The 22709-nt window shown below is 34.8% G+C and carries 26 protein-coding genes; 16 read left to right on the top strand and 10 right to left on the bottom strand.

Annotated features, from left to right (window positions below; translation table 11 throughout):
• Positions 1-33: 33 nt before the first annotated feature.
• The 8 genes from R1T42_RS04450 (at position 34) to R1T42_RS04415 (ending at position 5250) form a co-directional block, all read left to right on the top strand.
• Positions 34-831 carry a Rossmann-like and DUF2520 domain-containing protein gene (locus R1T42_RS04450; protein ID WP_317291455.1) on the top strand — a complete coding sequence of 266 codons (798 nt, stop codon included), beginning with the start codon at positions 34-36 and terminating at the stop codon, positions 829-831.
• A complete protein-coding gene (locus tag R1T42_RS04445) occupies positions 821-1354 on the top strand; it encodes a KdsC family phosphatase (RefSeq protein ID WP_317291454.1) in 534 nt (177 codons plus the stop codon). Before R1T42_RS04450 ends, R1T42_RS04445 begins: the two co-directional genes overlap by 11 nt.
• Positions 1355-1387: 33 nt before the next feature.
• The gene (locus R1T42_RS04440) at positions 1388-2299 is read left to right on the top strand and encodes a geranylgeranylglycerol-phosphate geranylgeranyltransferase (protein ID WP_317291453.1); all 912 of its coding nucleotides are present in this window, start codon (positions 1388-1390) and stop codon (positions 2297-2299) included.
• Between the two features lie 2 nt (positions 2300-2301).
• Positions 2302-2883: a Maf family nucleotide pyrophosphatase gene (locus R1T42_RS04435; protein WP_317291452.1), complete on the top strand. Its 582-nt coding sequence runs from the start codon at positions 2302-2304 to the stop codon at positions 2881-2883.
• A 1-nt stretch (position 2884) separates the two neighbouring features.
• A complete protein-coding gene (locus R1T42_RS04430) occupies positions 2885-3097 on the top strand; it encodes a hypothetical protein (protein WP_317291451.1) in 213 nt (70 codons plus the stop codon).
• A 123-nt stretch (positions 3098-3220) separates the two neighbouring features.
• The gene (locus R1T42_RS04425) at positions 3221-3955 is read left to right on the top strand and encodes an SDR family oxidoreductase (protein WP_317291450.1); all 735 of its coding nucleotides are present in this window, start codon (positions 3221-3223) and stop codon (positions 3953-3955) included.
• Between the two features lie 20 nt (positions 3956-3975).
• The gene (locus R1T42_RS04420) at positions 3976-4380 is read left to right on the top strand and encodes a DoxX family membrane protein (RefSeq protein ID WP_042272398.1); all 405 of its coding nucleotides are present in this window, start codon (positions 3976-3978) and stop codon (positions 4378-4380) included.
• A gap of 27 nt (positions 4381-4407) precedes the next feature.
• Positions 4408-5250, top strand: a complete 843-nt coding sequence (locus tag R1T42_RS04415; RefSeq protein WP_317291449.1) for a DUF6503 family protein — start codon at positions 4408-4410, stop codon at positions 5248-5250.
• An 88-nt stretch (positions 5251-5338) separates the two neighbouring features.
• Here R1T42_RS04415 and R1T42_RS04410 read toward each other — a convergent pair whose 3' ends face one another.
• On the bottom strand, positions 5339-5758 hold the full coding sequence (locus tag R1T42_RS04410) for a nucleoside-diphosphate kinase (protein WP_036579237.1): 420 nt from the start codon (positions 5756-5758) through the stop codon (positions 5339-5341).
• Positions 5759-5916: 158 nt separating this feature from the next.
• Between R1T42_RS04410 and R1T42_RS04405 the strand changes: the two genes are divergently transcribed.
• From R1T42_RS04405 to R1T42_RS04395, 3 genes are all read left to right on the top strand, one after another.
• Positions 5917-6942, top strand: a complete 1026-nt coding sequence (locus R1T42_RS04405; RefSeq protein WP_317291448.1) for a DHH family phosphoesterase — start codon at positions 5917-5919, stop codon at positions 6940-6942.
• Positions 6911-7471 carry a gliding motility-associated peptidyl-prolyl isomerase GldI gene (gene gldI / locus R1T42_RS04400; RefSeq protein WP_317291447.1) on the top strand — a complete coding sequence of 187 codons (561 nt, stop codon included), beginning with the start codon at positions 6911-6913 and terminating at the stop codon, positions 7469-7471. Before R1T42_RS04405 ends, gldI begins: the two co-directional genes overlap by 32 nt.
• Before the next feature lie 117 nt (positions 7472-7588).
• Positions 7589-8746 carry a peptidylprolyl isomerase gene (locus R1T42_RS04395; protein ID WP_317291446.1) on the top strand — a complete coding sequence of 386 codons (1158 nt, stop codon included), beginning with the start codon at positions 7589-7591 and terminating at the stop codon, positions 8744-8746.
• Between the two features lie 69 nt (positions 8747-8815).
• On the opposite strand, the gene hisS is transcribed toward R1T42_RS04395, so the two are convergent.
• Positions 8816-10186: a histidine--tRNA ligase gene (gene hisS / locus R1T42_RS04390; RefSeq protein ID WP_317291856.1), complete on the bottom strand. Its 1371-nt coding sequence runs from the start codon at positions 10184-10186 to the stop codon at positions 8816-8818.
• A gap of 125 nt (positions 10187-10311) precedes the next feature.
• Here hisS and R1T42_RS04385 point away from each other — a divergent pair, with 125 nt between their 5' ends.
• Together R1T42_RS04385 and R1T42_RS04380 are read left to right on the top strand one after the other, a co-directional pair.
• A complete protein-coding gene (locus R1T42_RS04385) occupies positions 10312-11553 on the top strand; it encodes an ABC transporter permease (RefSeq protein WP_042272409.1) in 1242 nt (413 codons plus the stop codon).
• Positions 11546-12076, top strand: coding sequence for a methylated-DNA--[protein]-cysteine S-methyltransferase (locus R1T42_RS04380; RefSeq protein ID WP_317291445.1), 531 nt, complete (start codon positions 11546-11548; stop codon positions 12074-12076). Before R1T42_RS04385 ends, R1T42_RS04380 begins: the two co-directional genes overlap by 8 nt.
• Here R1T42_RS04380 and R1T42_RS04375 read toward each other — a convergent pair.
• The 4 genes from R1T42_RS04375 to rpsF all read right to left on the bottom strand — a co-directional run bounded on the left by R1T42_RS04375 (position 12073) and on the right by rpsF (position 13744).
• Positions 12073-12567: a DUF6495 family protein gene (locus R1T42_RS04375; protein WP_036579254.1), complete on the bottom strand. Its 495-nt coding sequence runs from the start codon at positions 12565-12567 to the stop codon at positions 12073-12075. The genes R1T42_RS04380 and R1T42_RS04375 overlap by 4 nt on opposite strands.
• 64 nt (positions 12568-12631) lie before the next feature.
• Positions 12632-13084: a 50S ribosomal protein L9 gene (gene rplI, locus R1T42_RS04370; RefSeq protein ID WP_036579256.1), complete on the bottom strand. Its 453-nt coding sequence runs from the start codon at positions 13082-13084 to the stop codon at positions 12632-12634.
• A gap of 15 nt (positions 13085-13099) precedes the next feature.
• Positions 13100-13396: a 30S ribosomal protein S18 gene (rpsR, locus tag R1T42_RS04365; protein ID WP_036579259.1), complete on the bottom strand. Its 297-nt coding sequence runs from the start codon at positions 13394-13396 to the stop codon at positions 13100-13102.
• Positions 13397-13399: 3 nt separating this feature from the next.
• Positions 13400-13744: a 30S ribosomal protein S6 gene (rpsF, locus tag R1T42_RS04360; protein ID WP_036579261.1), complete on the bottom strand. Its 345-nt coding sequence runs from the start codon at positions 13742-13744 to the stop codon at positions 13400-13402.
• Positions 13745-13948: 204 nt separating this feature from the next.
• Between rpsF and R1T42_RS04355 the strand changes: the two genes are divergently transcribed.
• Entirely contained in the window at positions 13949-14653 is a 705-nt protein-coding gene (locus R1T42_RS04355) for a LytR/AlgR family response regulator transcription factor (RefSeq protein ID WP_036579265.1), read from the top strand.
• 179 nt (positions 14654-14832) lie between these two features.
• The gene (locus R1T42_RS04350; protein WP_317291444.1) at positions 14833-16089 is read left to right on the top strand and encodes a hypothetical protein; all 1257 of its coding nucleotides are present in this window, start codon (positions 14833-14835) and stop codon (positions 16087-16089) included.
• A gap of 55 nt (positions 16090-16144) precedes the next feature.
• On the opposite strand, the gene R1T42_RS04345 is transcribed toward R1T42_RS04350, so the two are convergent.
• Genes R1T42_RS04345 through R1T42_RS04330 form a run of 4 tightly spaced genes read right to left on the bottom strand, consistent with a single transcriptional unit; the run spans position 16145 to position 21648 of the window.
• Entirely contained in the window at positions 16145-17596 is a 1452-nt protein-coding gene (locus R1T42_RS04345) for an oligosaccharide flippase family protein (RefSeq protein ID WP_317291443.1), read from the bottom strand.
• Positions 17587-18882 (bottom strand): glycosyltransferase family protein, encoded by a 1296-nt coding sequence (locus tag R1T42_RS04340; protein ID WP_317291442.1) that lies wholly within the window; start codon positions 18880-18882, stop codon positions 17587-17589. Before R1T42_RS04340 ends, R1T42_RS04345 begins: the two co-directional genes overlap by 10 nt.
• Positions 18883-21351 (bottom strand): YfhO family protein, encoded by a 2469-nt coding sequence (locus R1T42_RS04335; RefSeq protein WP_317291441.1) that lies wholly within the window; start codon positions 21349-21351, stop codon positions 18883-18885.
• Positions 21352-21381: 30 nt separating this feature from the next.
• Positions 21382-21648: a DUF4834 family protein gene (locus R1T42_RS04330; RefSeq protein ID WP_036579276.1), complete on the bottom strand. Its 267-nt coding sequence runs from the start codon at positions 21646-21648 to the stop codon at positions 21382-21384.
• Between the two features lie 86 nt (positions 21649-21734).
• Between R1T42_RS04330 and R1T42_RS04325 the strand changes: the two genes are divergently transcribed.
• Entirely contained in the window at positions 21735-22703 is a 969-nt protein-coding gene (locus R1T42_RS04325; protein ID WP_317291440.1) for a transporter, read from the top strand.
• Positions 22704-22709: the final 6 nt, after the last annotated feature.

Raw genomic sequence — 22709 nt, 5'->3', positions numbered from 1 at the left:
TGTAGGTCGTTCCACAGTTTGTATTTTTACAACATGATGGAGATAATTGTAATCGGTACTGGTAACCTAGGTTTAAATCTGTGTAAGACTATTGAAAATCAATATGTTGGTAATAATTCCGCTTTCGCGAAAGCGGAAAATAAGAACGTTAAAAATACCCTAAAATTAGTAGGCTACTACAACACAAGTTCTACAACTATAGATAGTTTACAAGCACCACTACTCCAATCTATTACCGCACTTCCTGAAGCAGATTTAATTATTATTGCAACACCAGATGATTACATAGCTAGTGTTAGTATGGCTATTAAGACAAAGGCAATTATTGCTCACACCAGTGGCAGCGTTGCAATGCAAGCCGTATCCAACCATGCTAATCACGGTGTTTTTTATATACCACAAAGCTTTAGTAAGTCCAGAGAAATGAACTTTGAAGAATTACCTATCTGTGTCGAGTTTAATAACAGCATTGCTCAAGAAGGATTGGAGAAATTAGGCAATCAGTTGTCTAGCAAGCTTACATATCTTAATTCACAACAACGTGGACGTTTACACATCGCTGCCGTTTATATGAATAACTTTGTCAACCACTGTTATACAAAAACCGATGAAATTTTAAATGAAGCTAATATTGATGCTTCTTTACTATATCCTTTAATGAATGAAACGCTTGCAAAAGCGCAAGAAATAAGCCCATATGAGGCGCAAACAGGTCCTGCAAGGCGTAACGATGTGCAAACCATTGCGAGACATCTCGAGGCTTTAAAATCTAATGATCGCAATATGTATGACGCGATTACACAATCAATTAAAAACACCTATGGCAATTAGTTATAAAGAATTATTACGCGAGATTACAACCTTCTTCTTTGATGTAGATGGCGTACTTACCGATGGTAGAATGTTAATATCAGAAAGTGGCGAGTTATTAAGAACGATGAATGCCAAAGATGGTTATGCTATTAAAACTGCGCTACAGCAAGGTTTTAATGTTTGTATTATTACTGGTGGCCGTAATAATGGAGTAAAGTCTAGGTTAGAAGGTCTAGGCGTTAAAGATGTATTTCTAGATGCGCATGATAAAATGAAATACCTTCATCAATATGCTGCTGCACATGATTTAAAACCCGAACAAATGCTTTACATGGGTGATGATATGCCAGATGTCGAGGCTATCGAGTTTGTAGGCCTAGGAACTTGCCCACAAGATGCCATAGCCGAAGTTAAAGCTGTAAGCGGTTATATATCACACAAACATGGTGGTGATGGTTGTGTGCGTGATGTCATAGAGCAGGTTCTCAAAGTACAAGGAAAATGGCATGTGGCTGGTGGAAAGAATATTCAATCATCTTAAATAGATTATACACTTTCTACTATAATAATGACAATGTTTACATTTCTTAAATTAATTCGCTGGCCTAATGTTGTGATGACCATACTTACACAATTGGTCATCGTTTATGCAATTTTAAATCCGTCTGGTGTTGATCTCGCTTTAGACTGGTGGCAACTTACATTACTTATTCTATCGACCGCATTATTAACCGCTGGTGGTAATGTTATTAATGATATACAAGATGTAGAAATCGATAAAGTCAATAAACCTGAAAAAGTTCTAGTAGGCAAAGTAATTAGTGAGAATAATGCGTTTACAATTTATGCCGTACTTACTGTAATAGCGGTCATTGCTGGATTTGTCTTATCAAATAGTCTTGATAAACCTATCATGGCCACTGTTTTTGTTTTTATAGCCTTTGTACTTTACATCTATGCAACTACCTTAAAAAGTATATTATTGTTAGGCAACCTGTTGATTTCAATATTAGTAGGGCTAGTGATTATGATTACTGGTGTTTTTGAATTGTATCCTGTGATAACACCGGTAAATCAAGGTGCTCAACAAGTCATGTTGAAAATTTTATTTGATTTTGCTATAGGTGCATTTCTTATTAACCTAGCTCGTGAATGGGTAAAAGATTGCGAGGATATTAATGGAGATCATTCTGGTGGTAGAAATACGCTAGCGATTGCCATAGGCAGAATAAGAGCTGCACGAGTTGTAAGTATTTTTCTATTAGGCGTGATAGCCTTATTTGTGTGGTACATCTACAATTACCTTTATCAAAATCAAATAGCACTATTCTACTTTGTATTTATCATTATTGCACCACTTATGTATGTGATGTTAAGACTATGGAGTTCTGAAAAAACAGCTCAATTCACATTGTTGAGTATGATTCTTAAAATCGTATTATTTGCCGGAATATGCTCTATGGCAGTCATCTCCCTAACTGTATAACTATGCTTCAAGAAAAATTTAAGAATACCGAAATCATTCTAGCGTCGCAATCACCTAGAAGACAAGAGCTTTTAAAAGGACTAGACATCAATTTCAAGATTGAGACCAGACCAGTAAATGAAGTATATTCTAATGATTTAAAAGGTGCACAAATCACTGATTACCTATCAGTTCTTAAAGCTGATGCCTTCATAAATGATTTAAAGGATGATCAACTATTAATTACAAGTGATACTATCGTTTGGTTCAATGATGCACCGCTGGAAAAACCTAAAAATGATCAGCATGCTATCGACATGATTACTTCAATGAGTGGTCAAGTTCATGAAGTTTTTACCTCAGTTTGTTTTACTTCTACTACTCAACAAGCCGTCATTAACGATTGTACTAAAGTACATTTTGCAAATTTAACTGCTGCAGAGATTGAATATTACGTAAAAACATACCGACCAATGGATAAAGCCGGTGCATACGGTATTCAGGACTGGTTAGGCTATGCAGCGGTCACCAGGCTTGAAGGCTGCTATTACAATGTAATGGGATTACCATTGCCTAAGGTGTATGGGTTTTTGAAGAGTTTATAAAATGAAAAAAGTCATTCTATTAATCATCATTCTATCCATTGCGTTGGGCACACTTTTTTACTTCTCACGTATTTCCTTTCAAATAGATGCCTTTAAATTAAAATTATGGGCCAGTGAGGTATTATTTTTTCTAGTAGTAGTAGTAGCTATTAGTGGCTTTATCTCATTAAGGCATGGCAAACGATGGAGCCGGAAAAAAGATGAAAGTCAATAATTAATTACACAAACTTGATGTAATTACGCTTTCGCGAAAGCAAACTTAAACTTTCTAAAAAGTTAAAATGCTATACGATTACTAAACGATTGTTTAGTTTTATAGTTCATAAATACAAGAATTATGAAACTAAAAAACAAATCCATAATTGTAACAGGTTCCTCCAAAGGAATAGGTAAGGAAATTGCTCTTCTACTCGCTCAAAACGGTGCAGAATTAGTCGTGAACTATCATTCAAATAAGGATGCCGCAGATCGGACAGTTAAAGAAATCCTTAACTTAGGTGGTAAAGCCATTACTGTTCAAGCAGATGTAAGTGTTAAAGAAGATTTTACTAGATTATTTGACACTGCGTTAAAGGCTTATGGTAAAGTAGACGTTCTTATTAATAATGCTGGTATTATGATTAACAAGCATGTTAAAGATTATACAGAAGATGATTTTCAAGCTATTATAAATGTCAACCTTAAAGGTGTTTTTAACGGTCTACAAGAAGCTGATGAAAAGTTAGCAGATCACGGAAACATCATTAATTTCTCTTCGAGCACTGTAAAAATGATGTTGCCTACTTATGGGTTATACTCTGCCTCTAAAGCAGCTGTAGAGCAACTAACTAGAGTGTTTTCAAAAGAAATAGGTCGTGAAATCTCAGTAAACTCCATTGCGCCAGGTCCTACAGAAACAGAACTTTTTTTAGAGGGAAAATCAGAAGAATTTATAGAAAAACTAAAAGGTATGTCTGCATTTGACAGAATCGCAGACCCTATAGACATCGCAAAGGTGGTATTATTTCTCGCTAGTGATGATTCAAAATGGATATCTGGTCAGGTCATACTAGCAAACGGAGCTGTCGTTTAATAATCAATAAAATTATAATTATGAAAGATAAAAACCTTACCTATCTATTAATGCGTCTTATTATAGGTATAAGTATGCTGGGTCATGGATTAGTACGTTTACCTAAGATTGTAGCATTTAGCAACGGTATGGTGGCAAAATTCAGTGAATCTATGATCCCATCCTTTTTAGTAGAACCCTTTGGTTATGTTCTGACAATAGCAGAATTTTTACTAGGTGTTTTATTAGTGCTTGGATTGTTTACAAGACAAGCACTAATCGGTAGCATCATTACAATGACGTTATTAGTCCTAGGAAGCACGATGGTTGAAAACTGGTCTGTGATTAACTCACAACTTATTCATGCAGCCGTTTTTGCATTTCTTTTATGGCACATCAATTATAATAATTGGTCGCTAGACACCATAATTAAAAATAAAAAGTAAACTTCTCTAACTCATATTAAGAATAAAATGAAAAAACTATTAGCCATAGCTTTTATCGCTAGTTTGATAACTAGCAGCTGCAAAGAACCGATGGAAACCAATGTTTCTACAAACGATCAAAAACCTGACTTAGAAACAGATGTTCAATTTGTAAATCAAGCTCATCAATTAGTTTATGATATGGTGCAAAATGTGGGCAACTATAATCAACTGTTAGAAAAACAAAACGTTATTTACACTTATACTTACCAAACGCCTGATGGTAAGACAGACCAGTCAACAGAAATGTATCAATTTCAAGGCGAGCTTTCTTATGGTGCCTATCAAAAACATGAACGTACTTTCCCAGATTTAACTGGAACTATTGTACAAGGATATGATGGAACCAACTACTGGCTCAATCATAACAACCATAACATTCTAGATGAACAAAGATTAAAAAGAGTTGCTTTTAATAGGCCTACAAATTATTACTGGTTCACCATGATGCCTAAATTATTAGATCCTGGTGTAAATTATGATTATATAAAGGAAGAGTCTATAGATGATAATACCTATGATATCATAAAAGTATCATTTGAATCAACAGATAATTCACCTAAGGATATTTATCAATTGTATATCAATCGCGATACAAAATTAGTTGACCAATTTTTGTTTACCGTTGCAGACTTCAATAAAATGGAACCTTCATTAATGCAAATGGAATATGAAAATATTGATGGATTATTAATACCTACAAAACGAAAATATAAAGCATCCGACTGGCAAGCAACGGTAACAGATGCTCCTTGGATTTATGTTAATTGGACAGATATAAAATTCAATAATGATATAAACAACCAAGACTTTCAGAACAAAGCCATCTAGTTCAATTCTTTACATACAAAAAAATCCACCTATCGGTGGATTTTTTTTCTAGAGACCAGCCCTAGATAATATGATAAATGCTTTCTAATTAAAACATCTCACGACCAGAGAAATGGAACGCGCCTTCTATAGCAGCATTCTCATCGCTATCACTACCGTGAACAGCATTTTCTCCCATACTAGTTGCATATAACTGACGGATTGTACCTTCTGCAGCATCTGCTGGGTTAGTAGCACCTATAAGCGTACGGAAATCTGCAACTGCGTTTTCTTTTTCAAGAATAGCAGCAACGATAGGTCCGCGAGTCATAAATTCAACTAACTCACCAAAGAACGGACGCTCGTTATGCACAGCATAAAAAGACTCAGCATCTGCCTTAGTCATTTGAGTTTTCTTCAACGCTACGATTCTAAAACCGCTTGCTGTGATTTTTTCAAGTATAGCACCGATGTGTCCGTTTTCAACGCCATCAGGCTTAATCATTGTAAATGTTCTATTAGTTGCCATCTTTATTTTTTTAAATAGGCTGCAAAAATACTATTAAAAGTCGCAGTGGCAATACAATAGCCTTTAGTTTTTTAAGGACTGCTTGCTTAAACTACAATCCATTGTATTTCCAGCCAGCTACACTCCTATTTCAATGACTATGGATTACTTTTGTAATTATGAACACAGCACAAATTCAAGAGCTCAAAAATCACTTGAGCACACCTCAAAAAATTGTAATCGTACCACATCGTAATCCAGACGGTGACGCCATAGGATCTACCACTGCTTTATATGGTTACTTGAAGCAATTAGGCCACAATTGTACTATTATCTCACCTAACGATTATCCAGACTTTTTAAAATGGATGCCATTTACAGATGAGATTATGGTTTATGAAAAACAAAAGACTGTAGCCGATTCATTAATTCAGGACGCAGACTTTATTTTTATACTAGATCAAAATGCTTTTCATAGAGCTGGTGATATGGAAACCATACTTACTGCCACTGATACGACTTATGTAATGATTGATCATCACCAGCAACCAGATGATTTTGCAACATATATGTATAGCGACACATCTATGAGTTCTACTTGTGAGATGATTTATCATTTCATAGATATGATGGGACATACAGACCTCATTACGGCAGACATGGCTTCTTCAATGTACACCGGTATTATCACAGATACTGGTAATTTTAAATACCGATCCACTACCAGTGCAACATTAAGAGTCGCAGCTCATTTAAAAGATAAAGGTGCAGACAGCGAGGCGATTAATCGTAATATATATGATGTAAATACGCCATCGCGTATGAAATTACTAGGTGTAGCGCTTAATAATTTACAGATATTACCAGAGTTTAAAACAGCCTACATCACTCTAACACAGCAAGAGCTTAACGATAATAATTTTAAAAAAGGTGACACAGAAGGTTTTGTAAACTATGGATTAAGTTTAAAAGGTATCGTGTTTGCTCTTATTTTTATAGAGAATAAAGACGACGGAATTATAAAAATTTCTTTACGATCTAAAGGTGATTTTGACGTTAATCTATTAGCAAGAGAACACTTTCACGGTGGTGGTCATAAAAATGCAGCTGGTGGGCGTTCAGACCTAGATATGAAAGCTACAGAGCAAAAATTAATTAGTATATTGCCTTCTTATGAAAAAGCACTTAGCGATACCATTATTTAAAGCTATACTATTACTATTTGTACTAGTTACCTATAGTTGTAAAACACCAGAACCTCGTAAACCTATAAGTCGTACTACCAGTTCTACTACAGAATTATCTATCGAAAACAATAAACAAATATATGCTGCCGAAGAAGCCGCCATTGAAAAAGTTATTGCAGGATTAGATCAAAAGTTTGAGCGCTCAACTTATGGATTCTATTACTCCTTTACTCAAAAGGATAGTCTAAAAGGAAAAACTCCTGCTTTTGGTGATCGTGTTACTTTTGAATACAATGTTATAGCGCTTAATGGTGATACGATTTATAGTAAAGATGAACTTTCACCTATTACTAAAAGTATGGAGCAAGAATATGGGATCTTCCGCGGTATGCGTGATGCTTTAAAATTGATGCAAACCGGTGAAGAAGCTACCTTTTATTTTCCATCATACACAGGTTACGGATATTATGGTGATCAAGACCGTATAGGAACTAATGTACCTTTTAAAAGTGATGTCAAATTACTAGGTATTAATATAGAAGAATAATTCTTATCATTGCGATTGGTATATGATATTCGCTTTCGCGAAAGCGTAATTATCAGTAACAAAACAAGTTTCAAACTAGAATTTAAAATAACAACCCAATTATTAAAAATTAGAATAATGAAAAAAGTACACGGATTACTTTTATTACTAGCTGTCATTCTTACAGCAGCATCTTGCGAGGATAAATATGCAGATGCTCCAGATGGAATTTATGCCGAAATAGTTACCGATAAAGGAACTATGCTTGCTGAATTATATTATGAGGCTGCACCGTTAACTGTTGCAAATTATGTAGCCCTTGCAGAAGGAAACCATCCACAATTAGGTGTGGATAGCCTTAAAGGAAAACCTTATTATGATGGATTATTGTTTCATAGGGTAATGAAAGATTTTATGATTCAAGGTGGTGATTATACAGGCACTGGATCAGGGAACGTAGGTTATAAATTTGATCAAGAAATTGTTGACACCTTAAACCATAATGCAAAAGGTATTCTTTCTATGGCAAATGCTGGTCCCAATACTAATGGAACTCAATTCTTTATCATGCATAAGGAAACTCCATTCTTAAACGGTAAGTATAATGTTTTTGGAAAAGTGGTAGAAGGCCTTGCTGTTATCGATTCTATTGCTGCAGTACCAGTGAATGCTCAAGTAAATAACAGACCTATTGACGATGTTAAAATGCAAACTATTCGCATTATTAGAAAAGGTAAAGCTGCAAAAAAATGGGATGCTGTTGAAGTTTTCAAAACAGTTCAAGAAGACAAAGCTATGGCTGCACAAGAGGCCGCAGAACTTTTACAAAAAAGAATGGCACAAGCGCCAGAGATGCAAGCTAAAAAAGCTGCACAATTAAAAGAATGGAAGGCTAAAGCAACTAAACTTAAAGATAGTGATGTGTTAGTTTATAAAATTTCTGAAGGTAGTGGCGTTCAACCTGCGATGGGATCTGAAGTTTTCATAGATTATAGCGGCTTCTTTATGGATGGTAAACTTTTTGACACTAGTGATGTAGAAATTGCTCAGACTTATGGAAACTATAATGAGCGTAAAGATCAAGCTGGAGCTTATCAAGAAATACCTGTTAAATATGATCCTGCAACACCTATGGGTGCTGTAGGTTTTAAATATGCTTATTTAACGATGAACTATGGTGATAAGATTGTGGCTTTTGTACCATCTGATCTAGGATATGGTGAGCGTGGTGCTGGAAATGTAATTCCACCTAATACTGAGCTTATTTTTGAAATGGAAATCTTACCACAAGATTAATTTCCAAAGTTAAATAAACGTATAAAAAAAGCGCCCGATGGGCGCTTTTTTTATACGTTTATTTTTAAATTATTTAAACTTTTCAATAACGGCTTCTGGTTGTAACAATTCTTGCTCACCAGTTTCCATATTTTTTAAAAGTAAAGCGCCTGCAGCCATTTCATCTTCTCCTAGTAATATGACATAAGGAATCTGGTTACGATCAGCATACTTCATTTGTTTATTAGTTTTGGTAGCTTCAGGATATAACTCTGTTTTGATACCGTTATCACGGAAACGGAATACTAAATCCATAGCATGTGCTGCTTCTTTATCTCCAAAATTTATGAATAACACGTCAACTCCAGCTCTTACAGAATCTGGGAATAACCCTAACTCTTCAATCACTAGATAAATACGATCTAATCCAAAACTAATCCCAACACCGCTCACATTCTTTAAGCCAAACATACTAGTAAGATCATCATATCGACCACCACCACCTATACTACCCATCTTCACACCTTCTGGAGCAGCTACTTCAAAAATACAACCTGTATAATAATTAAGTCCACGAGCAAGAGTGATATCTAGATCTAAGGTTGCCGATTTTAAGCCTAATTTTACGACTTTATGATTAATAAATTCAAGCTCTTCAATACCATTTAATCCTATTTCAGATTCTGATAATAGAGATCTCATTACCTGAAGTTTTGTCGCAAAGTCACCTTGAAGACTAAAAACAGGATTAAGCTTTTCAATGGCTGTTTCAGAAATACCTTTTTGTACCATTTCTTCTTTAACCTTATCTGCCCCTATTTTATCTAGTTTATCCAGTGCTACGGTAAAATCGATCAGTTGATCTTCTGCACCTATCATTTGAGCAATACCTGCCAGTATTTTTCTATTATTAATCTTTATAGTGCAGCCATCTAATTTTAAATCTGAAAATACAGCGTCATATAATTTGACAAGCTCAACTTCTTGCAATAAAGAATCGCTTCCTACCACATCTGCATCACATTGATAAAATTCCTGAAAACGACCATGCTGTGGTCGATCTGCTCGCCATACCGGTTGGATTTGATAACGCTTAAATGGGAAAGCAATATCATTTTGATGTTGTACGACATATCTAGCAAATGGTACCGTTAAATCATAACGTAAAGCACGTTTACTAATTTGTGGTGAAACTTTATATTCATTTTTAGATTGTAGGTCTTGATCATTAACTTTACTCAAGTACTGACCATTATTCAAAATTTTAAAAATGAGACGATCACCTTCTTCACCATATTTACCTAGTAGAGTATCACTATTCTCAAAACTAGGTGTTTCAATAGGCATAAAACCATAATGCTCAAAATGATGCTTAATGGTATTCATAACATATTGACGTCGCTGTACTTCAACAGGACTGAAATCTCTAGTTCCTTTAGGTATAGAAGGTTTTTGTGCCATAACTTTATTTAAAGATGCAAATATAAACACATCAATCAGGCTAGACTTCATAATTATATTTTAAAGTAATGGGATTTACTTTCTAGAACTTGTAACATTGTGTAGAAAAATGAGTCTAACAACGTATGGCAGGATTATTAAGGCAAAATATCAATATTGCACAGCAAAGTATTAAGGGACAATTCTTGAGAACTGCTCTTACAGTTATAATTATAGCTATAGGAATTACGGCACTAGTTGGTATTTTAAGCTCGGTACGTGCTTTAGAAAGCACTATCGGTGGTGGCTTTTCTGGTATAGGTGCTAATACCTTTAGCATGCAACGCTATCCCTTCACCATGCAGCGTCGTGGTGGTGGTGAACGTGTAAAAGTAAATCCAATCATTAGTTACCGCGAGGTGAAAGATTTTGAAAATCAATGGGACTACCCATTTTCTCAAGTAGGAGTATCTTTTCAGGCCACGTCACAAGCCGAAGTTAAAAGTGAAGATCGCAAAACAAAACCTAAGGTTATCATCTCTGGTGTTAATGCAAACTATGTTGAGAATGCGGGATTAACAATTAATGAAGGTCGTGGATTTTCAAGTTTTGACATAAAGAATAATGCCCGTGTTTGTGTTATAGGAAGTGATATGGAAGATGAACTCTTTCAAGGTCTTAATCCTATAGGACAGGTTTTAAGTATAAGAGGTAATAAGTTTACCGTTGTAGGTTTACTTGAGGAAAAAGGTTCCACGTTTGGAAACAATATAGATTTGAGAGTATTAATTCCCATAGATGTTGCACGTAGTATATACACTAGTCCTAATATCAATTATGATTTAAGTGTGAAAGTTAAAGATGATCAATTTATGGAAGGAGCTAAAGATCGTGCTGTTGTCCTTTTCCGTAATATTAGAGGTCTTGCACCAGTAGAGGAGAACAACTTTGGTGTGATTCAAAGTGATCAATTACTAGGTGCCGCAAATGAGATAAAAGTAGCCCTTTATGCGGCAGGATTTATTATTAGTATCATTACAATCTTTGGAAGCTCTATAGCGTTGATGAATATCATGCTTGTATCCGTTACAGAACGTACCCGAGAAATAGGTGTACGAAAAGCTTTGGGTGCAAAGCGTTCTACCATATCGTGGCAATTTTTTATAGAAACCATGCTCATCAGTCAGTATGGAAGTATTTTGGGTATATTATTTGGTATCCTCATAGGATATGCCGTTTCAAATTATCTGGAAGTTGAATTTATGATGCCATGGACGCCAGTGATTTGGGCCACAATTATTTCTATTATTATAGCCATTTTCTCTGGTGTTATCCCTGCAATTAAAGCTGCTCGATTAGATCCTATTGAGGCTTTAAGACATGAATAAAATATTTATAAAGCCTTACCAATCTCATCTAGGTAATGTATTAATAGGTGTTTATGATCATCAACTTTGCTTATTAGACTGGCAATATCGCAAACAACGCGTCGCTATTGACCACCGAATTACCAAGTATTTAGATGCTTCTTATATTTTTGAAGATCATCCACTTCATCAAAAGGTTATCGAGCAACTACAAGAATACTTTTGTAAAAAACGTAAACAATTTGAAATTCCTCTACTATTAACCGGAAGCGCATTTCAACAAACAGTCTGGAATGAGTTAATGAAAATTCCATATGGGCACACAATTTCATATTTAACGCTTTCGCGAAAGCTAAACCATGAAAAAGCTATTAGAGCAGTAGCTAGTGCAAATGGTGCAAATGCCTTATCTATACTCATACCATGCCATCGAGTGATTGCGTCTAATGGTGAATTAAAAGGTTATGCAGGTGGATTAACTGTAAAGAAAAAGCTCCTACAAATTGAAGGAGCTTTAAATAGAGGACAATTAAATTTATTCTAGAATCCGTTTTTTTCTTTTCCTAGTTCCATTAAATCATCAAAGTAGTTGAAAAGATCACCTTTTGTGATTACCGCTCCTTGTTCAATCAACTTAAATTTATCGCCGTTAGGATCATCACTATATTTTTTTACTGCTGTGAATAACTTTACAGTGTCGTCCATCAAATTCTTTTGTAACCAGGCATAACCTTCCTTGGTAGTTATATCGATCAACTCATCACCTACCATTACAGATATTAAAGAAATTTCTTTTTCTTGTAAATGAAATAAATTCATGGTTTGAGGTGAGATATGTTCCAAATACTGAGCTTTAGTAAGTACTCCTTCCCATACCAAATCAGAGAAGACATCGAGTTCTTGCTCTGCAACTTCTGGTTTGTTATTTTTTATTTCATCCCATTCTCCAGCTGTGATGGTTTGTGTCGCTAGAAAATTGATGAATTCTGGATGTAATTCTTCTAATTGTTCTTTTGTTAACCTTCTATACTTCATAATATGATGTAAAAAAGCCGCTCCAGTAAAGGAACGGCTTAGTTATTATTCTAAATTGAAATGACTAGTTCTTAGCACCAACTACGTCAAAACTAAAAGCAGTTGTTACCTCTCTGTGGAAACGTAAAGTTGCTTCATATTGACCTAGACGCTTGATGTTTCCACCAGCTACAGTAATAAATTTCTTATCTAATTCAACACCTTGCTTAGCAAGTGCATCTGCAAGATCTTGTGTAGTTACAGATCCAAAAAGCTTGTCACCGTCACCAGTTTTGGCAGCGATTTTAACATCAAGACCGTTTAACTTATCAGACTGCTCTTGAGCAAGTTTAATATTGTTTGCTTCTTTATGAGCACGTTGCTTGATAGTTTCAGCTAGTTGTTTCTTAGCACCTGGTGTAGCCATAATAGCCATACCGTTAGGAATTAAGAAGTTACGACCATATCCAGGCTTAACAGTTACTACATCGTCAGTAAAACCTAAATGTTCTACGTCTTTCTTTAATATAAGTTCCATATCGTTAATCTGGTTTTATTTTAATAAATCACCTACGTAAGGCATGATAGCGATGTGACGCGCACGCTTAACAGCTACAGCCACTTTACGTTGATATTTTAATGAAGTACCTGTTAAACGACGTGGTAACAATTTACCTTGTTCATTAACAAAGCCCATTAAGAAATCAGGATCTTTATAGTCTATGTATTTAATACCGCTACGCTTAAAACGACAGTATTTTTTTCTTTGTTGAGTTTCAATTTTTAAAGGAGATAAGTAACGGATGTCACCATCTTTTTTTCCTTTAGCTTGTTGTTGTAAAGTTGCCATCGGTTACGCTTTAGCTTTGTTAGACATTCTATCTCTTCTTTTACCAGCCCACTCGATAGCATACTTATCAAGTTTTACAGTAAGATAACGCATTACACGTTCATCACGACGGAATTCAACTTCAAAGTCGTTGATTACCTCACCTGGTACTTCAAATTGGAAAAGTGTGTAAAAACCACTCTTCTTGTTTTCGATTGTGTAAGCTAGTTTTTTCAAGCCCCAATCTTCTTTGGCTACCATTTTTGCACCACGTGTAGTAAGGAAATTTTCAAACTTCTTTACTGCTTCCTTTACCTGATCATCAGATAAAACGGGATTCAAAATGAAAACAGTTTCGTATTGATTCATAATATATTGTTTAAAACGGTTGCAAAAATACTCCTTTTCTTTTGTTCTCGCAACACTTTTAAACCATAGAGATAAAATAATTCAGCACAACATATTTGCATATAAATTCGATGAAAAACAAAATAAAATCGTTTAAACAACAGATTTATTTGCATTACATCAGTTAAAGTGTTAACATTGTCACGTTAATATAACACTTAAACGATGAACAACACTATTTTAAACTGTTATGTAGTTGATGACTCAAGTATTCAACGCCTTGCTATAGTGAAGATGATTGAGAATCATCCTAATTTAAAACTAATTGGTGAATTTAGTAATGCTATTGAAACTAAAGCGGCTATTAAGGATCAAAAAGTAGATCTTATCTTCTTAGATGTAGAGATGCCTATCCTTACTGGTTTTGATTTATTAGATGATATTACAGAGAAACCAGGCGTTATTTTTGTAACCGGTCAGACAAAATATGCTTTTAAAGCTTTTGACTATGCCGCGATAGATTATTTACAAAAGCCTATTAAGAAAGATCGTTTTCTTTATGCTGTAGAAAGAGCATTACTTGCGCACAAGTTACGTACAGAAATGATTGAAGATCGTGGAGAATTTATTTTTGTTAAAAGTAATCTCAAGAAACGTAAAGTCTACCTTAAAGAATTAAAATATATTCAAGCGTTAGGTGATTATGTAAAACTAATAACCGAAGATGATAGCCTAGTTGTTTTATCTACAATGAAAAGTTTTGAAAACGAACTTCCCTCAGATGAGTTCTTACGTATTCATAAGTCATACATTGTTAATTTACGTAAAATAGAAAAGTTTAATTCTAAAGCAGTTGAATTGGGAAGTGAAGTGTTACCATTAAGTAGAAATCGTAAATCAGAATTAATCGATGCCTTATCTCAATTTTAAAATAATAGAACCCTAATATCCCCTAATTAAGTAAGGTCACTAGAAATAGTGACCTTTTTTATTTATAATTATTACTTCATATTTAAAGGAGTAACTATAACGATTTCGGTTTTTGGCACGCTGATTGTAATTACATAATCAAGTACGACATTGAAGTCTACTTATAATACCCAGTAATTATGAAAAAGCTATCTACCCTACTATTAGTATTCTTGATGGGAATCGGGATAAGCTATGCAACCACAATTGAAGATGATCGTTATCAAGGATATGATAACAGTTTTATATTCAATGAAGGTGGAATTGAATTTGCAGTTTTTCCTGATGGTCAATTTGACTTTAATTATCTTAATGATGGTCCTCAATTTGGAGCCGTTATCAATACTCCTAACGTAAGTATATCATTTAATACAGGATATGACTATGATGCTTATGTACAATATGACACATATGGAGCTGTTATTCAAATAGAAAACACTCCTATCTATTACGATAGTTATGGTCGCATTATTCAAGCTGGAGACGTATTTATAAATTACCACAACGGTTATGTAAACCGTGTTGGAAACCTACGTGTTTATTACAATAGACCTGGAATTATTTTAAGAACAAGTGGATACATCAATAATTTTAACAGACATTATGTATATCAACCTTGGCATGGATACTACGGTATTCCATTAGTTAACAATTGTATCGTATGGAATAATCCTTATCGTCTATACTATAATCCTTATAGATATGGATGGAGCTATCACCGTACAAACTGGAATAGACCTAACTATTATAACGGTCGTTTTACAAGAGTTAATGTAAGACGCACATTTTATAGACCTAATGATAGAGTAACCTATCGTAGTTTTGAAAGAGGTCGTAGAGATAACAATGGTCGTGCGATAGCTACTACAAACGCTAGAAGAGATCGTGAGGCAATTACTAGAGGACGTAGAACTATTACCAGAAGTGATAATCGTTTAACTAGTAATAGTCGTAGTTCTCAAGCTAGATCCACTAGACGTAGCGATAATAGTGTTGCTTCAAACAGAACTAATAGTGGCTCAAGAGCAACTAACACAACTGCTAGAGCACCGCAGACAGCTACTACAGATAGAACATCGAGAAGAGCGTCTACCGCAACAACAACTCGCAGTAATAGAACGAGCACACCAGCAATTTCTAATCGTGCTAGTAGATCGACACCTGCAATCTCTAATCCTAGAACAAGTAGAAGAGCAACACCTGCAGTTAGCACGTCTACTAGAACTAGCAGAAGCACCAACAACGTATCTAGTTCTTCAAGAAGTTCAAGGTCTAGTAACGCTACTTCTAGAAACAGTTCAGCGAGAACAAATACAAGAGCTATTAATTCTAACAGCCGTAAAACGGCAACAACGAATTCACGCTCGACTTCAACTAGAAGATCTGGAAGAAGTTAAAATAGATTGTATTAAATAAGCCCTAAAAGCCGATTCTTAACTGAGTTGGCTTTTTTTATGGTAGATATTTGGTAAGCAATCCATTTATTTCATCAGATAATTTTAGTTTCCTGACAATTAAAATATAAGATATGGTAAGTAGAACGCTCTTTAAAAATATATTAGCCACAGGATGCCAATTAAAATCCCAGAAATAAAATATCCCGATAAATATTAAGATTAATAAAATCGAATGGCTAGTTCTAGCAGTCCAAGGATGTATATTTAATTTATGATATACATATAACGCTTTCGCGAAAGCGTAGGAAACATAAGCTATGCATGTCGAAATAGCTGCTCCCATCAACCCATAAAGTGGGATCAACCACATATTAAGTACTATAGCCAAAACCGCTAGCAATAAACCTAACCATAAAGTCACACGATATAAATCAGAATTATATAGTATGGCATTATTGCTACCTAAAAGACTTTCTGAAAATTTAACAACAGCAATCAACATTACTACTGGTATTCCCACGCGATATTCCGGGCGCATCAACTCGTAAAATTCATTAACATTACACACAATAATAATTACTAAAAATCCAGCTATAATACTTAGGTTAAGTGAGCTGCGCTTGTAAAGATGCTCTACCTCTACCATCTCACCTCGATTAAAGTGGCCAGCCGTTAAAGGATGCATAATTTGAGCCATACCACGCGCAGGGACAGCAATTACAGTAGCGATAAAAACAGCGACATTGTACCAGGATATATTATCTATTATAAGATAATCATTAATCATAAATTTATCTAGATCTAGCAGTGCTGTACCTACAGAACCTGCGACAATCATTAATAATGAATAATTAACTAAATCCTTACTAGCTTTAATTGTACCCAACTGCCATTGCGGTGTGTATGTTTTCAAAGCAACCATTTTCATTATAAAAGCCCTTAATCCATATATTAAAACGAGACTATATATAAATTGTACCTGCGTAATACTGTCCAGTGCTAGTAATATTAACATTATAGTAGCACCAAACCGATAAAAGACTTCCTTTAAAAAATTCCCGCCTATGGTTTTCATGTGAACCTTAGTCCAAGCATAAAATATTTCAAAATAGGCTTGAAAAACTGCTATGATAGCAATAGACCACACATAATCACTCGTTATTTGATTGCGATTTGCGATATACAATCGGATAGGATCGTAAAAAATATAGATGAGGATAAATACTGGAATAATAACAATAAGTGGCCATAATAACATTTGGGTTAAAAAAGAATCACGTTCTTTCTTATCATCATATCTAGAATAGAATTTCACAATAGTGTTATGAATACCAAAAGACATTAAAGGAAATAATAAAAAAGCTGTCGATAATATATAACCCCATAACCCATAATATTCATCATCTAGATAAGTCGTTGCTAGTAGCAATACATTAAGCGCACCTAATACAAACCCAGCCGCAGTAATAGCAAGATTCCATCCAGATTGTTTAATAACTATTCCCATGTATAGGCGATCGTTTTAGCTAGTGTCTTTGTAAGGTTTTCTCTTTTATAGCTGGTAATGTTATCATTCAATTGACCTTCATTATTACCATTCTTATATAACTTATATTTTTCAAGAATATAATTTTTAAGATTTTGCTTTTCAAGATAATTAAAATATTGACCAGAGTGCGTGTGTTGAATAAGGTTTTCAATATCGGCATCTTTTGGTCCTATCGCTATAATAGGTCTTGCACTGGCAAAATACTCAAAAATCTTACCTGGTATAATCGCTTTAGTATCATGGCTATCAATTTCAATTAACAATAAACATTGTGAGTTGAACATGATCTCTACAGCCTCTTGATGAGAAAGGTAACCTAACTGTTTTAAATTCGTGCCTAGACCATATTCCTTAATGGAATCTATAATCTCATCACTTACATTACCAGCTAATTGCAATTGAAAAACAGCCTTAAAACTAGCATCATCATTACACAAATCTGCAAGAACTTCCCATAAAACTAAAGGATTACGGTCTGATAATAATGTACCTACATGTGATAGTGTAAAAGCACCATCAGGTTGACGTGTCGTTGAAGCTGTTGTTATATCAAACCCATTAGTAATTACCTGGATAGGTGTACTAGATTTAGACGCAAATTCTCTTCCAGTATGTGGACTGGTAACAATTATCATATCCGCACTATCTAAAACCTCTTGCTCTAATCTTTCATGTTTTTTTTGAGCTCTCGCTCCTATTTTTAAATGTTTATGATAGCCTATTGTTGTCCATGGATCCCTAAAGTCTGCCAGCCATTTAAAACCTGTATATTTTTTCTTAAGTTCTAATCCTACTAAATGAATTGAATGTGGAGGACCAGTCGTAATAATTGTTGGATTTTTATGTGCTAACAGGTAAGGATGTATCCCTTTAAGAACTCTAGACTTCCATCCTACTCGAGCATCTGGCACAAATAAATTACCTCTCATCCATATCATTGCGCGTTGTAGAGGTCCAGCATTCTTAGGTAGTATACCTTTTTGTAGATTTTTAGTTCGCTTTCGCGAAAGCGAACTCGCCAGACGACTAGGCTCATTAATAGGAACTTTAATGATACTAATATGATCAGGTACTTCTGCTATTAGTGATTCATCAACCACTGGATAATCTGCATTATCCGGTACGACTACCGTTACATCAAAATTATGTCGACCTAGGTATGTAGCAAATTTTAACCAACGTTGAACACCAGGACCACCAGCTGGTGGCCAGTAATAAGCTATAATAAGAACAGGATTTTTCATTTAAGAATTTTTCTTAAACGTATAGAATAACCCACCTAAAATGATAAGCAACAACATAATATTACTTCCTAGCATGATATTGCTTCCTGTTTTAACAACCTGAGGCTCAAAACTCATAACAATTTCATGTGATCCCGCAGGTACTTTAATACCACGTAGGGTATAATTAACTCTAGCAATAGGTGTTTCCGACCCATCAATAGTTGCTTTCCAGCCATAAGGATAAAACATCTCACTAAAAACAGCTAATGCTTCTTGAGTATTACTACTTCTATAGACCAATCGTTGCGTATCATAATCTACTAATTGTATGCTGGCTGTAGAATCTGCATGTGTGGTCGTAAGATCCAGTAATTCTTTTTGATCTTGCTGTATAACCGCAAGTTGATTTCCATTAAGTTCAGAAAGTCCTGTTATCTCTTCATTATCGCTAGATACCGTTTTTAAGGAATCGACGAACCAAGCATTACCCATCGCCATAGGATTTTCTTTAGCAACATAGCCTGTTTCTTCTGTATCGATGACATAACGCACGTTGAACATACTTAAAATTTCAATATTCTCACGACCTATAGGAGCTATTCCATTATCATCAAAAAGATAAAATTCAGATAATTCTTGAATACGTCTAGGCTTTGCTCCATGATAACCACCTATAGATTTATGAAAATAAGGTGCTCTACCTGAGTTAAACGGATTAAGCAACAAGTCGTAAACACGATAATGGTCACCAGCTTGTGCGTCTTTCATAGCGATATCATCTGCAGGAGTTTTGCGATGTGCATTGTCATATTCACTTGCTGTTACATAATCATCACTGTTGACATAGTTCATATCAAAGCTCACTAAGTCAAATAGAATAACGACTCCAGCAATTACTAAAACTAGATTTTCTGATAGTTTCTTTTGAAGCAATAAGAATAAAGCACCAGCGATTACACCTACAATTAACAAAGATCGTAATGCATCTGCTCGCATAACTTCAAATCGATCATCTCGTAACGCATCTACAAAACCGATTCCTAATTGATCACTATCCATATAATACTGATCCATAGCACTAGCAAAATCAAATAATTGACCACCTAAAGTGATTAAAATTAATAGAAAACCACCGACAATTATACCAGCATATTTTAGGGCTTTTGCTTTTGTCTCGTCGGTGTGTTTTTCATTGAAATACTGCCAAAGTCCTATTACAGCCAATATGGGAACGCACAATTCAATTAAAACTTGGATGGATGTAACGGCACGGAATTTATTATACAACGGTACAACGTCAATGAAAAAACTAGTAATCCAATCTGCGTTTTTACCATAAGATAATAGCAAGGCAAGAATAATCACAGAACTAGTCCACCATCTTAATCTACCCTTAATTAAAAACAATCCTAGCACTGCAAGAAATACTACACCTATCCCTAAGTAAGGTGGTGCTTCAACAATTATTTGATCACCCCAATATAAAGGTACATTGTCGTTTACAAAACGCACCACGTCTGCTTTAGGTAAACCTTGATCTGTGAGATACTTTACCGTATTAGAATCCTCATCTGGTCTTGCACTACTACCACCACCAGCAAATCTAGGGACTAATAAATTTAAGCTCTCGCTAAGTCCATAGCTGTATTGCGTGATATAATCATAATCTAGACCAGATTGTGGAATTACTTCTTCGCCTTGAGCATTGATGGAAAGATCAGATTTACCACGAGTACTTTCTTTTGAATACTCGCTAGTTGCCATAAGGTTTCCAGCATTAGTTCCTAAAGCTAATAGGACAGCAGCCACCATGATACCTATAGACTTAAAATAATGTGGCACCATATTTTTACGAATTGCATCGATTAGATATGCGATACCTAAAATCAAAACAGCTAATAATAAATAGTAAGTCATCTGTGGATGATTAGCCTGTAGTTCTAGTGCCATAGCTAGTGCAGTCACGATAAACCCTAATAAATATCGTTTCTGAAAGACTAATATAATTCCACTGAGTACAAGTGGGAAATAAGCAATGGCATGAGCTTTGGCATTGTGCCCTACACCTAAGATAATTATGAGATAAGTTGAAAAGCCAAAGGCCAATGCACCTAATAATCCTATCTTCCAATTCACACGCATGACAAGCATGAGCATATAAAAAGAAAAGAAATACAGAAATAGGTAATCTGCCGGACGAGGTAAAAATCTTAAAGCACGATCTAATCCATCTATAAAATCATAAGGATATCTTGCTCCTAACTGATATGTAGGCATTCCTCCAAAGACGGAATCTGTCCAATACAATTCCTCACCAGTAGCAGCGCGATGCTCTATAAGTTGTCTGGCGTTACCTTTATATTGAACAATATCATTTTGGTATAGTTTTTTACCGCTTAACACTGGATTAAAATAAGCTAATGCAGCAATAACAAATACGGCTAGAACAGCCAGATGTGGTACTAATTTCTTAAAATTAAAAGTCATGAAGTCGTCTAGGTGGATGAAAGTTGAAAATTAATCAATTTCCTCAAAGTCCACATACTCACCAACGGTTTTCTTTTCCTTAGGATTATTAACTTTTTTCTGATTTGTATTAGAGCCTTGTTGTTGATTAAATAAGTCATCTGTAGACATGCCACTGCGTTTTTCAAAGCTGCGAGACATGCGCTGCATTGCCTTTTTACCTAACCACTTTATAATACTAGCGCCATAATATTTAAGTATTAATCGCACAGATACATAGATCACTAAAACAATAAGTATGACTTGAAGAAGTTTCAATAGAAGTAATTTTAAGTAAAATTAAAAAGTCATTTTATTATTACTCTTTAATATATCTTAAATTTGAACTTTTAAGGAATCATTTTATGACTGCTTTTACGCAAAAACTATTATTTGTATCCCTATGCCTATTAAGTGTGATGGCAACGGCGCAATACACAGAAACTATTAATACTAACAATCCTGGTTTATCTCAAGGCGCATTTGCAGTAGGTAAAGGAGTTGCTCAAATTGAGGGAAATCTATTCTATCGAACAGAACAACATGATTTGCAACGATATGAAAGAGATTATACCGGATTAAGTATGCAACTACGTTATGGTGCGTTTATGGAACGACTAGAATTTTCTTTTATAGGTAGCTTTGCTTCTGTAAATCAAATGGATAACAGAGGTTTTGGTAATATCGAGAGCAGCTTTTCTAATTTTTCTAGAAGTACAATAGGAGCAAAATATTTAGTATTTGATCCTTTAAAATTCTTTGGAGAGAAAAAAGTAAATATCATGAGTTGGAAAGCAAACAATAGATTGAACTGGAGAGATTTTGTACCAGCGATATCTGTCTATGCTGGTGCAAATATTGATTTATCAGATAATAATTTATTAACGCCGCCTAATGATCCAACATTCTCACCGCGCTTTGAATTAATAACTCAAAACAATTGGGGACAATGGGTATTTGTGACTAATTTTATTGTAGATCGGATTACCACAGACTATCCTTCTTATGAATGGATACTAACGATGACACATAGTATTAACGGACGATGGGCTGTTTTTGGAGAATATCAAGGATTTAAATCAGACTTTTATAGTGATGATTTAGGCCGTGGTGGATTAGCTTATTTAATCACTAAAGACTGGCAAGTTGACGCTAGTGCTACTTTTAATTTTAAAGACACACCTTCAGTATTTCAAGCAAATGTAGGAATGTCTTATCGTTTTGATTTTCATAAAGATGATGAAACAATAAGCCAGAAAAAGAATTTGAAAGGTACTGGTGACGATAGCGGTAGAAAAGCCAAAAAAGAAAAAAAGAAAAAAATCGATTTCTAGGAATCT

The sequence above is a fragment of the Nonlabens ulvanivorans genome, assembly GCF_032922765.1.
Classification (GTDB): domain Bacteria; phylum Bacteroidota; class Bacteroidia; order Flavobacteriales; family Flavobacteriaceae; genus Nonlabens; species Nonlabens ulvanivorans.
This window is presented reverse-complemented; position numbering and strand designations above follow the sequence as displayed.

Bases quoted from the DNA above. Each gene is read 5' to 3' on its own strand.
- R1T42_RS04450 (WP_317291455.1), top strand. From the start codon at position 34: ATGATGGAGATAATTGTAATCGGTACTGGTAACCTAGGTTTAAATCTG.
- R1T42_RS04445 (WP_317291454.1), top strand. From the start codon at position 821: ATGGCAATTAGTTATAAAGAATTATTACGCGAGATTACAACCTTCTTC.
- R1T42_RS04440 (WP_317291453.1), top strand. From the start codon at position 1,388: ATGTTTACATTTCTTAAATTAATTCGCTGGCCTAATGTTGTGATGACC.
- R1T42_RS04435 (WP_317291452.1), top strand. From the start codon at position 2,302: ATGCTTCAAGAAAAATTTAAGAATACCGAAATCATTCTAGCGTCGCAA.
- R1T42_RS04430 (WP_317291451.1), top strand. From the start codon at position 2,885: ATGAAAAAAGTCATTCTATTAATCATCATTCTATCCATTGCGTTGGGC.
- R1T42_RS04425 (WP_317291450.1), top strand. From the start codon at position 3,221: ATGAAACTAAAAAACAAATCCATAATTGTAACAGGTTCCTCCAAAGGA.
- R1T42_RS04420 (WP_042272398.1), top strand. From the start codon at position 3,976: ATGAAAGATAAAAACCTTACCTATCTATTAATGCGTCTTATTATAGGT.
- R1T42_RS04415 (WP_317291449.1), top strand. From the start codon at position 4,408: ATGAAAAAACTATTAGCCATAGCTTTTATCGCTAGTTTGATAACTAGC.
- R1T42_RS04410 (WP_036579237.1), bottom strand. From the start codon at position 5,758: ATGGCAACTAATAGAACATTTACAATGATTAAGCCTGATGGCGTTGAA.
- R1T42_RS04405 (WP_317291448.1), top strand. From the start codon at position 5,917: ATGAACACAGCACAAATTCAAGAGCTCAAAAATCACTTGAGCACACCT.
- gldI (WP_317291447.1), top strand. From the start codon at position 6,911: ATGAAAAAGCACTTAGCGATACCATTATTTAAAGCTATACTATTACTA.
- R1T42_RS04395 (WP_317291446.1), top strand. From the start codon at position 7,589: ATGAAAAAAGTACACGGATTACTTTTATTACTAGCTGTCATTCTTACA.
- hisS (WP_317291856.1), bottom strand. From the start codon at position 10,186: ATGGCACAAAAACCTTCTATACCTAAAGGAACTAGAGATTTCAGTCCT.
- R1T42_RS04385 (WP_042272409.1), top strand. From the start codon at position 10,312: ATGGCAGGATTATTAAGGCAAAATATCAATATTGCACAGCAAAGTATT.
- R1T42_RS04380 (WP_317291445.1), top strand. From the start codon at position 11,546: ATGAATAAAATATTTATAAAGCCTTACCAATCTCATCTAGGTAATGTA.
- R1T42_RS04375 (WP_036579254.1), bottom strand. From the start codon at position 12,567: ATGAAGTATAGAAGGTTAACAAAAGAACAATTAGAAGAATTACATCCA.
- rplI (WP_036579256.1), bottom strand. From the start codon at position 13,084: ATGGAACTTATATTAAAGAAAGACGTAGAACATTTAGGTTTTACTGAC.
- rpsR (WP_036579259.1), bottom strand. From the start codon at position 13,396: ATGGCAACTTTACAACAACAAGCTAAAGGAAAAAAAGATGGTGACATC.
- rpsF (WP_036579261.1), bottom strand. From the start codon at position 13,744: ATGAATCAATACGAAACTGTTTTCATTTTGAATCCCGTTTTATCTGAT.
- R1T42_RS04355 (WP_036579265.1), top strand. From the start codon at position 13,949: ATGAACAACACTATTTTAAACTGTTATGTAGTTGATGACTCAAGTATT.
- R1T42_RS04350 (WP_317291444.1), top strand. From the start codon at position 14,833: ATGAAAAAGCTATCTACCCTACTATTAGTATTCTTGATGGGAATCGGG.
- R1T42_RS04345 (WP_317291443.1), bottom strand. From the start codon at position 17,596: ATGGGAATAGTTATTAAACAATCTGGATGGAATCTTGCTATTACTGCG.
- R1T42_RS04340 (WP_317291442.1), bottom strand. From the start codon at position 18,882: ATGAAAAATCCTGTTCTTATTATAGCTTATTACTGGCCACCAGCTGGT.
- R1T42_RS04335 (WP_317291441.1), bottom strand. From the start codon at position 21,351: ATGACTTTTAATTTTAAGAAATTAGTACCACATCTGGCTGTTCTAGCC.
- R1T42_RS04325 (WP_317291440.1), top strand. From the start codon at position 21,735: ATGACTGCTTTTACGCAAAAACTATTATTTGTATCCCTATGCCTATTA.